Source organism: Microcoleus sp. B9-D4 (assembly GCF_036705105.1).
GTDB lineage: Bacteria > Cyanobacteriota > Cyanobacteriia > Cyanobacteriales > Microcoleaceae > Microcoleus.
The window spans coordinates 48,272-61,629 of record NZ_JAUBTS010000032.1 but is presented as its reverse complement, the minus strand read 5'-3'; the positions used below and the strand labels follow the sequence as shown (position 1 = coordinate 61,629).

Sequence of the window (13,358 nt, the reverse complement as noted above, 5' to 3'; positions counted from 1 at the left end):
CTGTTGTCGTCACTTGCAGAAGCCAAAGTCAAGCCATCGGGACTAAAGGCGACGCTTCTGACAGAATTGCTATGCCCGGTGAGGGTAGCTATGGGTTTTTGGGTTTCCATGTTCCACAGTTTGATGCTGTTGTCGTCACTTGCAGAAGCCAAAGTCAAGCCATCGGGACTAAAGGCGACGCTTCTGACAGAATTGCTATGCCCTTCCAAACTATTGCGCTCTTTTACTGTGGACACTGCTTGTTGCAGCGCAGCTATCACTCGTCCTCTAAGATGTTTTGTCGTCTCGGCGGAAGCATCTAGTTGTTTGAATGCTTGCCCTGCCTTTAATGCTTCCAACAGTGCTTGGAATATCTGTCCTGAACGAAATGATTCATTAGAAAAAGCCGTTTCCTGGATAACATTTGCTAAATTCTGGGCTTGAGTTACCTGATACATAGCAAATTCTTTTGCTTTCCTTAGCGTCTCATTTGCCTCTTTCAAAATTTGATTGGCTTGTCTCTGGGCTTCTAACTCTCGTTCAACTTCCCGTTGTTGTACTTCCCGACTGGCATTTAAAAACTGATAATCCAAATCGCTCAAACTTTTATCGGCTGCCCAATTTTGAGCATCTTGCAAGGCTTGACCCCGCAACAGCCGCGATTCATCTTTACAATCAGACTCTATCCAAGCTTTAAAACTTTCGCTGTAAGGGCGGAGATTCGCTAATTGTTTTTCCACCCAATCTAGGTTAAAAACCGATTGATAAATTTGATTATAAACTTTAAGTGTGCCAGACTGCTTAACTACCAAGCCAGTTAATCGCAGTTCCATTTGTTCGGGACTATCATCAGTCCCTATCTCATTGTGCTGCAAAATTTGCTGATATAATCCCAATAACCGACTTGCCCGTTGTTCGCTGCGTAAAATGCGATCGCGAATCGTCTTCAAGTGTTCCGGTTCATCCTGTCCTTCCCAATTATCAATCACTTTTTCTCGGACTAATTTTTCTACCCACTCAGCGGGATTTTGAATGGGTGTATAGTTGGCACTATCGAGCAGTAACTTACAAAGTTTTTGTGTTAAAAATGGCTGTCCGCCCGTCCAATATAAGATTGCTTCTAATAATGCTTGCGAATTTTTTCCTTGAGTTTCTAACCCGACTGCCAAAGGTTGGGCTTCTGCTAATTGAAACCCTGTTAACTCTATCCCTCTACCTATATTAAACGGAGTGCGTCGCTTGTCTTGAATTAAATCTGAGGGAGTTGCTACCCCTAACATCGTAAATGTTAATCGACCATAGTCGGGTTTGTCGGCTCGATTATTATAGCAATCACGAATCACAGCAAAAAAATCTTCTATTTTAAAGTTTAAGCTAATTAAGCTGTCCGATTCATCGACAAAAATTACTATATTACCTGAAATATTCTTGAGTAATACTTGTTCAATGAATTTACTAAATCGTTTAACATTCGATAGTAAGCTGTTCTGCTCCCACCATTCATCTAAATCAAAAATGTCATACAAATCTAATCGGCTGACGATGCTATCAATCACGCCTGCATACCACTCTTCTGGCGTAATATCTGAGGTGCCAATTTCTGTGATATCAATACTACTACAGGCGATTCCCTCTGCTTGTAACCGCTGCATTGTCCGCACTCGCAGGGATGATTTTCCCATTTGTCTGGCATTAAGAACATAGCAAAATTCTCCGGCTTTTAAAGCTTGATAAAGTTCTTCATCCGCCTTTCTAGTGACATAAGTTGGGGCGTTTGCTGGCAGGCTCCCTCCAACTTGATATTGATAATCTTTCATAGGTCATTGTTAATTTATATATGAAACTCAGAGAATCAAGGGATCAATTTGTACAGTCGTACAGGTTCAGGAATTCCCTTTAACTGTTGCATACCTAAGTCAATCACATTTAAAGATAAATGGGTTTTAACGACTTGATAAACTGTTTCAGAAATACAGATTCCTCCTGGCTGTGCTTTCCCTTCTAAACGAGCAGCTAAATTTACACCAGCCCCCCTGATATCATTATTAATAGAGAATATTTCCCCCAAGTGAATACCAATGCGGTGTTGGAGGACATGACTCGGAGGTAAGCTTGTAGCAGCTTCGGCGAAATTTCGTTGTATTTCTAGCGCACAGGCGACTGCTTTTACGGCACTTTCGGGAAAGCAAATTAATAAACCATCGCCCATTTCTTTAAGGACTTTGCCTTGATGTTTAGCGCAGATGCCTCGGATGATTTTGAAATCTCGATTCACTAATTCTAGTGTCAGCTTTTGGTTGGCAACTGATAAAGCGGTGGAATTAACTACATCAGAAAAAATAATAGCTGCTAAATTACTCTCTACGTGCAAGCTTGATTGGTTATTAGTTTGTTGCACAGCAGTCATATTCGCTTGGGGAGAGGCTAGGCGATGGCGAAAATATTGACGGTACAAACCACACAATGGCATGACAGCATTTCCCTGAAATTTGATCAACCCCATGCTTCGCAATTTAAAAGCCTCTCCGGTGTGAATCTCTACAGGTTGTTCGCTGTTAATGACTTCTCTAATTGTTGCTGCTAGTTCTGCATCTTTTTCCAAGTTAACTAAATGCCGTCGTAAGTGATCGTAGTAAGGGCCTTCTTCAGTAGGAGCGACTTTTAGCAAGCGCTCTAAGCTAATTCTCCCCTTGGCAACTTGGTAGAGAGCAACTCGCACTAAATAAGGATGACCGCCCACCATTTCAATCAAGTCACAAATCTCTTGATTTGACCAATTTAATCGGTGTCGATTCACTAAATCTGTTACCTGTCTCTGATTTAGTTCAGGTAACTCTATGGGCAATCCCACGTTAAAGGGCGACTGATTAATATTGAGAGGAATATAAACTTCTTGAGAGTGAGAAATGACTAACCTTAGCTTTTTCCAAATTTCCTCATTTTTCCCCCGCTCGTGCCAAGCTCGTAATAATCCAAAGAAGTCGGTGGCTATTTCCGAATGCTGAAAAATGCGATCGACTTCATCTAACCCTAAAACAAGAGGCTGAACCGTGTTAGATAATAGATAGCGTTGGAAATACTTGGTGCTTTTATTTTTACTGCCGAGAACGCCTTTCCAATATTCTCCTAACCTATCTTCTAAATTTAATTCATTGGTAATCTCACCACAAAACCACTGCAATAACTCATCAAGATGGGTGAGAAAACTGCCATCAGCCCATTGAAAGTTTAAATAAGCCGTTTGATATCCCTGTTGCTTGGCGTGGTATAAAATTCGCTGCACTAAGGAAGTTTTTCCCATTTGCCGGGGGGCTTTGATTCGGATTAAAGCTCCGGGTTTGACAATAGTTTGGTAGCAGTCCGATTCAATGGGAGGACGATCGATATATAGGGGTGAATCTAAACTAACAGAACCTTCTGGGTTATCTAAATTGAGAAGAGAAAGGGGAGGGGCGGCGATCGATCGCGCATTTTCCACCACAGGCGACGACTCCTCAACGATATCGCTAACAGAAGCATCGCGCGGATCTGCTGCATCCAACTGGGAAAAATCAGACTTTTTCTTTAATACCGGCGTAAGTTCTTCGGGAATACCTGCCATGCTGATGCTAACGCAACCCAACTTATAGGCACGTTCGATCGACTCCCCCGCCGCCAACGTATCGTAAAAACCTACAGCAAATTCTCGTGCGGCGTTATCTCCCACGGTTTGCTTCATGCCGATCACATAGGGAATGTGACGTGCGATCGCCTCAGCTTGCACTTCTGAATAGCAAGCGTTGAGTATGACGCACTCCACGTACTCCTTAAACGCCTCAAACAAAGCTGCCAAAGCTTTGGCATTTACCAGCTTAATCTGCCCCATGCCATCTTCCAAGGCTAAACCGCCTTCTCCTGCACCATGCCCGGAGAAATGCACAATCTCTGGTTTATAATCTAATATGGCTCGCTGCATTTCTCTGGGTGTCACCGCCCACTGTTGCTCAAGTTGAAACTTGTCGCCCTTTTTAGAGCGTTGCAACCCCTCTGCAATTTCCTTCGCCTCTTTCTGTAAGTCCACAGGGGTGGTATTTTTGGGGTTGGCTGCCAAAAACAGGATAGTTTTTTTATTTCGAGTAGAAATACTCATCAATCGAACCTTCACGCTTAGGAGATACTGGAGCTTAAGGACACTACCCCACTCAGGGCGAGATATTTCTTGCCTTGACGGTATTTAAGCACAAACATCTTTATTTTTGTGGGTCAGTCAATTGGCAGAAAGCAGCACCCTGAGTCAAGCATAACCAATCGAAAAGGCGATCGCTACTCTCAAGTAATCATTTGAGCAACCTATTCCAGAAGTGCGATCGGCTTCCCCTTTTGCAGTCCTATTTCATAAATATCGAGATTCTTTATAGTTTTATTCTCATGCCAGATCCAGGATTTTTTGATGATTATTATTGCCTTAATTAGTACATAAAATCTTCTATACTTTCGCATTTATTTAATCCAAGCACTCCGAAAAAAACGGGTTTTTTATCGACTCTGTGGATATCAAAAATGATTTATTTTAGTTTACTTAAAAAATCGTTCAATTCCCCTACCAACCATTCTTTATCAGCTTGCGGTAAAAATAAGCCAAAACAATAGTTACGCGACTTGGTGCGAATCCGGCAAAAAGTTATCGATATTTTGAGCAATGGCAGATGAATTCCGCTCAACTTTACCCGCTGGATATCTTGAGGGCCGATCTGAATTGGTCTAGTGAATAAAGGAGAAGCAATCCTATACAAGCACCTACACAACCACATCAAAGCATAAAATACGGTAAATATTGTTATAGCCAGGAATGATATAACGAAAAAACCGTCAGATAATCTACTTGGCCAGTAGGTTGTAGCGTATTCACCAAAGGTAAATAGTAGAAAAAATCCCAAAATCAAAGAGCAGGGAAGTAAAAATTTATAACTCAGATGAATGAACTGGAAAAACCACTTGAGTTTGCTAGGTGAACGATCGGGGTGTATCTTGATGAATAACCACCGTTTAGCGTCAATTAAAGTAATTCGGGATTGGGGAGAGCGCTTAAACATTTTGTCGGGATTAATCCCGCTTGGCTGTTCCCCTCGCAGCGCTGATAAAGCATCTTTTGCTGAGTGAAATCGATCTTCAATTGCGGGTTCAATTATCTTCTCTAACCAGTCGGCAAACTCTGTAGAAATAGAGACGAGCTCGCGGAATTTTACCTTCAGCTTTTGTCTGGGTAAATCGGATGGAAATTTCTGGGTTAACAGGAAAAGCAGCGTTGTTCCTAATCCATACAAATCTGTTGATAATACAGCTTTTCCTCTGAATTGTTCTGGTGCCATGTAACCGTAGGTTCCGACAACGGTACTGCCTCCTGTAACGGTATGATGGTAAGTATTTTGAACTGCACCAAAATCAACTAGGAAGACTCGCCCATTTTTTTGCAGAATTATATTTTGAGGTTTGATATCTCGGTGGATAGTAGCAGGTAACAGCGATTGCAGATAAACTATAATTTCTAGCACTTTAGAGGCGATATGACGAACTTGCGCTTCATTGGGTTTCCAGCCATTTTCTATCAACTGTGCGAGAGATTTTCCCGGTGCGAGTTGTTGGGCGATATAAAAACAACGATCTTGGGAAGTATCCACTTGAAAGTAGTCAATATAGCGAGGAATTCCCGGATGATTCAATCCCGATAAAGTTTTGGCTTCTCGTTCAAATAACTCGATTTTCTTCCATTCAGTTGTCAGGCGCAGGGATAAAGCTTTGAGTGCAACTTTTTGATTGCTGTGTAAATCTACAGCAGCATAGGTAATTCCAAATCCACCCTGTCCTAATTTGCCGAGAATGCGATATCTTTCAGCAATAATTTTTTCCGATTGTTGTAGTGTTTTCATATTTTTCTGCCTGGGTTTGTTTTGGATAATTAGTCTGTTGCGCCGTGAGATATGAGTATTTTGGCTGCTGCTTCTCGGTCGGGGTTCCAGTTGGTTTCTGCTATCATTAGCGGCGTGTAACCATCGCAGTTTTTAGCGTCGATTGTTGCACCTTTAGCAATCAGCAAATTTAAGATTTCTACAGTGCCATAATGTGCGGCTTTGTGCAGTGGAGTTGTGCCACATATATCTCTGTTATTAACATCTGCACCGTTGTTAATTAGCAGGGCAGCAATATCATTGTGTCCGATCGCGATCGCTTGATACAATGGAGTTTGACCGTTCGCATTTCTAGCGTTAACCCTTGCGCCATTAGCAATTAGCAGTTCAGCGATATCTTGAGATCCTTGAGCAACAGCAAGATGCAGGGGAGTTTGAAGCAAGTTATTTTTGGCATTAACGAATGCACCTTTGGCAATGAGTTGTTTGGCTACATCCTCAAGTTTGAAATCGACAGCGATATGCAGTAAAGTTCTGCCATATTCATCTTCACTATTAACATCTGGGTTTTTACTAATTAGCAGCGCTACTGTATCCTGAAGTTTCAGGTCTACGGCGATATCCAGTGGAATTTTTCTGTGATTATGCTGGATATTAATTTTTGCACCATCCTCTAACGGCAACGGCGGCAGTTGATTGATATCCTGTCTATTCTTGAAAAAAGCAATATCTAGAGGAATCCATCCATCATTATTTTTTACATTGACTTTCGCGCCATTAGCAATTAAAAAAGAGACGATTTCTGGGCGATTATTTTGAACAGCTAGGTGTAACGGAGTATTTCCACTTGCATTTTCAACATTGACTTTCGCGCCATTAGCAATTAAAAAAGAGACGATTTCTGGGCGATTATTTTGAACAGCTAGGTGTAACGGAGTATTTCCACTTGCATTTTCGACATTGACTTTCGCGCCATTAGCAATTAAAAGCGAGACAATTTCTGGGCGATTATTTTGAACAGCTAGGTGTAACGGAGTATCTCCATATTGGTCCCTAGCATTGATATCCAGCATTAGCAAAGTGGCAACTTCTTTTGTGGCTGCATAGTGCAGAGGAGTTCTGTTTATACTATCTTTGATAACAATATTTGCACCGTCTTTAATTAGCTGTTGTACCAACTCCTTAAAACCTATTTTGGCTGCGTTATGTAATAAAGTTGTACCCTTGCCATTTCGGGCATTTTCTTCTTTGATGTTAATTTTTGCGCCCGCAGCGAGTAGTATTTTTGCGAGCGCCTTCGATCGCGCCATATGTAGAGGAGTCAAACCTTTATTGTTTTTGACATTGACGTTTGCACCTTTAGCAATTAGCGTCTGTGCCACTTCCACTTTTCTGCGATAGAATCTAGCAGCAAAGTGTAATGGTGTATTGCCATCTGTACCCTTATCGTTGACATCTACACCCTTGGCAATTAACAATTCTACCACCTCTTTTGAGCCAGCGTAGTGTAGTAAATTATAATTATTATATATCCTGCTATTAGCATTAATGCCAAGATCCAGATAATGCCTAACAGTGTTAGTATCTCCCTGTCCAACAGCCTCGACAACTGCATGGGGTGTAAATCCAATCCGGTTGAGGATAGGATATTTAAAGTGATTAAAAACAGCAACAGTAGCAAGAGCAGCAATTCCTATTTTGAGGCGTTTTTTCCATTGAGTCGGATTGGATTTAACGTTAACTATTCGAGGATGGCGAAGAGATTCAAGCGCTTCTTTTGCCGATCGAAAGCGGTTTTCTAAATCAGGCGCGCTCGCTTTTTCTAACCAATCGGCAAATGCTGAAGAAATCTGAATTTGAGAGCGAAAATCTCCCTCTAGTATATTTGTTGGTAATTCGGCGGGGGAACGGTGGGTTAGTAAATACAACAACGTCGATCCTAAACCATATAAATCTGTTGCAGGTACGGCTTGTCCAAGAAATTGTTCTGGAGCCATATAACCATAGGTTCCAACTACGGTACTTCCTCGCATTAAGGTATTGTAATAAGTGTTTTGCACTGCTCCAAAATCTACTAAGCAGACTGCCCAGTCTTTTTGTTTTTGGGAATTTATGGGCGATTTGAAAACAATATTCTCTGGTTTAATATCCCGGTGAATAACAGGTGGTGTCTGTGAATGGAGATAAACCAAAATATTCAAAATTTGTGTGGCAATGCGTTGAATTTCGGACTCACTAGCGTGCCAGCCACTTTCGACTAAACTGGCTAGAGATTGCCCTTCTGCCAGTTCTTGTACTATATAAAAACAACGGTTATCGGGAGTATCGACATAAAAATAATCCAAATAACGCGGAATTCCCGGATGATTCAATTTTGATAAAACATTGGCTTCTCGTTCAAATAGTTCCAGGACTTTCCAGTCATTCATCTTTTGTAAAGACAAAGCTTTGAGTGCGACTCGCTGGTTTGTTTTGAGGTCAATGGCTTCGTAAGTTGTGCTACTACCGCCTTCTCCAAGCAGATTTTTAATCTGATAGTGGTTGACTAAGTTATGGGGAATTTGTGAAATAATATCCATAGCATTATCCTGGGTTGATGAGTACCAAGAAACATTTTCTATTTGGGTTTTTGCAACCCAAATTTTGAAAAATTTAGGCAATGTAAGTTGAGTGTTTGAGTATATTTCAAACAAGTCAATAGAAAAGTCAATGACTGACTCTGTATATTTGCTTAAATTTCAATTACCGTATTTCTATGGATAGCTTACCCAGAATTTTGGAGTGTCATATCACCTTTGGCGAAAATTTACGTACGGGATATTGATCGTAATCGAGCCGATAATCATAGCCGGCGCGATCGTAAATGCCTGCAAGCAATTCCGGCAAATTAACAATAGGTTCTACATCTTCTTCCCGCAAAGGAAGTTGTCGGTCTTTTTGAGATGCTAGCCAACGTTCGTAGGCTTCTCTATCGCCACTTTCTCTCTCAGCGCCCTCTGGGTCCTCTGCGGTTAATCAAAAAAAATTTAGTGATTTTGGATACAATTCCCCACCAAACAGTCGATCGAACTCCTCAATTTTCGGTGGGGATCTAAAATTCACCTAAAGTTCGACGCCCTTTCGCAAAACCCTCCCTAAGATAGAAGTTAGGGGACGATCGGTCTAGTAGCCGATTCAGGGGCAAGTGTCAAGGACTCCATCGAACCCAAATCCAGAGCAGCAAGACAGGGAGGACATCAAAATCATGGTAAACGCGCCGACAGGGGAAACCCGCCTGGGCCCGATCGATCAGGTGCAAGCCTTAGACCGCGATTGCACAACCCTATCTCGTCACGTACTCCAGCAACTTCACAGCTTTTCAGCAGATGCTCAGGATCTCAGCGCCCTGATGAATCGCATCGGACTAGCTGCCAAGCTGATCGCAAGGCGACTCAGCAGAGCCGGATTAATGGCAGATGCCTTGGGGTTTACAGGGGCTACGAACGTGCAGGGAGAATCCGTCAAAAAGATGGATATCTATGCCAATGAAGTGTTTATCTCGGTATTCCAGCAAAGCGGACTTGTCTGCCGCTTGGCTTCGGAGGAAATGGAAAAACCCTACTACATTCCCGAAAACTGTCCGATCGGGCGTTACAGTCTGCTCTACGACCCCATAGACGGTTCTTCCAATCTTGACATCAATCTCAATGTCGGCTCCATATTCAGCATCCGCAAGCAAGAGGGGGACGATGCAGATGGTTCTGCTTCTGACTTGCTGCAACACGGACACAAACAAATTGCCGCTGGCTATGTACTATACGGCCCCAGTACGATGCTGGTTTATTCGATCGGTCAGGGTGTTCATTCCTTTACCCTCGACCCCAGTTTGGGCGAGTTTATTCTAGCTAACGAAAACATTAAGGTTCCCGATCGCGGCCCGATTTACAGCGTTAATGAAGGCAACTTCTGGCAGTGGGAGGAATCTTTGAGGGACTACATTCGCTACGTACACCGCAGCGAAGGCTACACCGCCCGGTACGGCGGGGCTTTGGTGGGGGATTTCCACCGGATTTTATTTCAGGGAGGCGTGTTTTTGTACCCGGGAACGGTGAAAAAACCCGAGGGAAAATTGCGTTTGCTCTACGAATCGGCTCCTTTGGCGTTTTTGATGGAGCAAGCCGGCGGGCGCGCCAGTACGGGGACTCAAGACATCTTAGACGTTGTGCCGACCAAACTGCACGAGCGATCGCCCTTGATAATCGGCAGTAAAGAAAATGTAGCGATGGTCGAGTCTTTTATTCAAGATCGATCGCGCAATCCTAGAACAGTCCAAGAGTGAAGTCATTAGTCATTAGTCATTGGTCATTAGTCATTAGTTATTGGTCATTAGTTATTGGTGATTAGAAGCAAAAAATAACAACTAACAACTAAGCAATGCCCAATGCTTTTAGACCCGATCCTAAATTCCCAATTAACAGCTATCAAATTGTAGGAGTTACAGTAATGACAGCAACACCAACGAATCACCTGTTAGAAATCAAAGAAATTGGCCAAAGTATCTGGATGGACAATTTGACTCGCGATCTGATCGAGTCGGGCGAACTCAAACAGATGATTGAAAGTCGTGGACTGCGCGGGATTACATCTAATCCGGCTATTTTCGAGAAAGCGATCGCGGGTAATGTGATTTACGATGCGGATATCGAAGCGGGCATCCGGGCGGGTAAATCTGTAATGGAGATTTACGAATCTCTGGTATTTGAAGATATCCGCAACGCTTGCGACATCTTCGCCCCAGTTTACGCAGAGTCGAATGGTTTGGACGGTTACATTAGTATCGAAGTGCCACCGACGATCGCCAACGATACAGAAAGCACGATTAACGAAGCCTTGCGCTATTACAAAGCCCTCGGCAAAGAAAACGTGATGATTAAGATTCCGGGAACCGCTCAAGGTTTGCCCGCAGTCGAGCGAGTCATCAGCGAAGGGATTAACGTTAACGTGACTTTGCTGTTCTCCGTTGACAGCTACGTCGAAACCTTCTGGGCTTACATTCGTGGTTTGGAAGCGCGGGTGGCTAAAGGTTTGGATGTGAGCAATATTGCTTCTGTTGCCAGTTTCTTCTTGAGCCGGATCGACATCAATATCGATGGCAAGATTGACGAGAAACTCAAAAATGTCACAGATATTTCCACAAAAGCTAAACTGGAAGCGGTGAAGGGGAAAGTTGCGATCGCCAATGCGAAGGTAGCTTACCAGAAGTATAAAGAGATCGTAGCGAGCGATCGGTGGCAAGCATTAGCAGCAAAGGGAGCGAAAGTACAGCGCTTGCTGTGGGCTTCCACCAGCACCAAAAACCCCAACTACAGCGATGTCATGTACGTCGATGAACTAATCGGCCCCGACACCGTGAACACTTTGCCGCCGAACACTGTTGAAGCTTGTTTCGATCACTGCGATGTCGCACCCCGGATTGAGAACAACGTTGCAGAAGCTTACACCCTGATCGAAAGTCTCAAAGATCCCGACATCGACATCAACTTGGACAAAGTGATGGCAGACTTGCTACTCGACGGGATTGATAAATTCGTCACCCCGTTCCAATCCCTGATGGATTCCTTGGAAGAGAAAGTCCAGAAGTTGTCACCCGTCGCTTAGGCAGATATCTGTATCCTTGAAGGCAGAAGCATTTAGGAGTCGGAATAGATAATTATCTGGGTTCTTAAATGCTGAGTTTTAAATTTTCTCTAGGAATTTTGAGATTAATGCCTCTGAGAGTTCCTAGAGAGCCAAATCATCTCCCTCCTCTAGCGGTATGAAGAACAGATTAGCTCTCTCACCGAAAAACTAGCAGAAATGACCGCAAACTATCATGGTGTCTTGGCAGGGTTAACAGCACTAGAACAAGGAAAATAAATAATGGTAACGCTACTTGAAAATCCACTGCGCGTCGGTTTGCGAAAAGAACGGGTGCCGGAACCACAAATTCTGGTAATCTTCGGAGCTTCTGGGGATCTCACCCAGCGCAAACTGGTACCTGCAATTTATCAGATGAAGCGCGATCGACGCTTGCCACCGGAAACTACCGTCGTGGGAGTAGCCCGCCGCCCTTGGAGTCACGATTACTTCCGAGAGCAAATGCGCGAAGGCATTGAAGAATTTGGTGGCGGCATTGGCAATGAAGAATTTTGGCAAGATTTCGCTAAAGGTTTGTACTATTGTCCGGGCGACATTGACAACCCGGAAAGCTATGAAAAACTCAAAGCTTTCTTAGCGGAACTTGACGAAGAAAGGAGAACTCGCGGCAATCACATATTTTATCTATCAGTTTCCCCGAACTTTTTCCCAGAAGCAATTAGGCAACTGGGCGCTGCTCAAATGCTGGTTGATCCAGTAAAACACCGCTTAGTAATTGAAAAACCCTTCGGGCGCGACTTGAGTTCGGCAAAAGCGCTCAACCGAGTCGTGCAGAAGGTTTGCCAAGAACAGCAAGTTTACCGGATCGACCACTATTTGGGTAAAGAAACTGTTCAGAATTTAATGGTATTCCGGTTTGCTAACGCGATTTTTGAACCGCTATGGAATCGGCAATTTGTCGATCACGTACAAATTACAGTTGCAGAAACAGTAGGCGTAGAAGACCGGGCGGGTTACTACGAATCCTCTGGGGCGTTGCGGGATATGCTGCAAAACCACTTGATGCAGATTTTCTGCCTGACGGCGATGGAACCGCCGAATTCCTTGGACGCTGACAGCATCCGCACCGAAAAGATGAAAGTTCTGCAAGCAACTCGCTTGGCAGATTTGAATAACTTGGAGTTCTCAGCGATTCGGGGTCAATATTCCGCAGGTTGGATGAAGGGCAAACAGGTGCCTGGGTATCACGATGAACCGGGGGTTGCTCCCAATTCGACAACGCCGACTTTTGTGGCGATGAAGTTTATGATTGACAACTGGCGCTGGCAGGGAGTGCCTTTCTACTTGCGAACCGGCAAACGGTTGCCGAAAAAAGTTAGCGAAATTGCAATTCAGTTCCGCGAAGTTCCGCTGCTAATCTTTCAGTCTGCGGCCCAACAAACTACTCCTAACGTTTTGACTATGCGCGTGCATCCGAACGAGGGGATTTCGCTGAGGTTTGAGGCGAAAATGCCGGGGCCGGATTTGCGGACGCGGACGGTGGATATGGATTTCAGTTACGGTTCTTCTTTTGGGGTGACATCTTCGGATGCTTACGATCGCCTGTTAATTGACTGTATGCTGGGCGACCAAACTTTATTTACCCGTTCTGATGAAGTGGAAGAAGCTTGGCGGGTGGTAACGCCGGCGTTGATGGCTTGGGAATCCTCCAACGACCAGGATTTGGTTCCTAAATACGAAGCGGGTACTTGGGAACCTGCGGAAGCAGAACTGCTAATTAACAGAGATGGCCGCAAGTGGCGAAGACTTTAAGAGTCAGTCGATTTTAGATTTTAGATTTTAGATTTTAGATTTACTGGACAGATGAATCTGAGAGCT

At 43.7% G+C, this 13,358-nt stretch carries 8 protein-coding genes; 3 read left to right on the top strand and 5 right to left on the bottom strand.

Features of this window, described 5'->3' with window-relative positions:
- From QUB24_RS19325 to QUB24_RS19305, 5 genes are all read right to left on the bottom strand, one after another.
- On the bottom strand, positions 1-1,796 hold a 1,796-nt coding region (locus tag QUB24_RS19325; protein ID WP_333154779.1), incomplete at its 3' end, for an AAA-like domain-containing protein.
- Between the two features lie 35 nt (positions 1,797-1,831).
- Entirely contained in the window at positions 1,832-4,108 is a 2,277-nt protein-coding gene (locus tag QUB24_RS19320; protein ID WP_333154778.1) for an AAA-like domain-containing protein, read from the bottom strand.
- Positions 4,109-4,523: 415 nt separating this feature from the next.
- Positions 4,524-5,885 (bottom strand): serine/threonine-protein kinase, encoded by a 1,362-nt coding sequence (locus tag QUB24_RS19315; RefSeq protein WP_333154777.1) that lies wholly within the window; start codon positions 5,883-5,885, stop codon positions 4,524-4,526.
- Positions 5,886-5,914: 29 nt separating this feature from the next.
- A complete protein-coding gene (locus QUB24_RS19310) occupies positions 5,915-8,443 on the bottom strand; it encodes an ankyrin repeat domain-containing protein (RefSeq protein WP_333154776.1) in 2,529 nt (842 codons plus the stop codon).
- A 205-nt stretch (positions 8,444-8,648) separates the two neighbouring features.
- Positions 8,649-8,783: a DUF4058 family protein gene (locus tag QUB24_RS19305; protein ID WP_445242330.1), complete on the bottom strand. Its 135-nt coding sequence runs from the start codon at positions 8,781-8,783 to the stop codon at positions 8,649-8,651.
- Positions 8,784-9,108: 325 nt separating this feature from the next.
- On the opposite strand from QUB24_RS19305, the gene fbp reads away from it, so the two are divergent.
- From fbp to zwf, 3 genes are all read left to right on the top strand, one after another.
- The gene (gene fbp, locus QUB24_RS19300) at positions 9,109-10,182 is read left to right on the top strand and encodes a class 1 fructose-bisphosphatase (RefSeq protein WP_333154775.1); all 1,074 of its coding nucleotides are present in this window, start codon (positions 9,109-9,111) and stop codon (positions 10,180-10,182) included.
- Between the two features lie 164 nt (positions 10,183-10,346).
- Positions 10,347-11,501 carry a transaldolase gene (tal, locus tag QUB24_RS19295; protein ID WP_333154791.1) on the top strand — a complete coding sequence of 385 codons (1,155 nt, stop codon included), beginning with the start codon at positions 10,347-10,349 and terminating at the stop codon, positions 11,499-11,501.
- Positions 11,502-11,762: 261 nt separating this feature from the next.
- Positions 11,763-13,292, top strand: a complete 1,530-nt coding sequence (zwf, locus tag QUB24_RS19290; RefSeq protein ID WP_333154774.1) for a glucose-6-phosphate dehydrogenase — start codon at positions 11,763-11,765, stop codon at positions 13,290-13,292.
- Positions 13,293-13,358 lie beyond the last annotated feature (66 nt).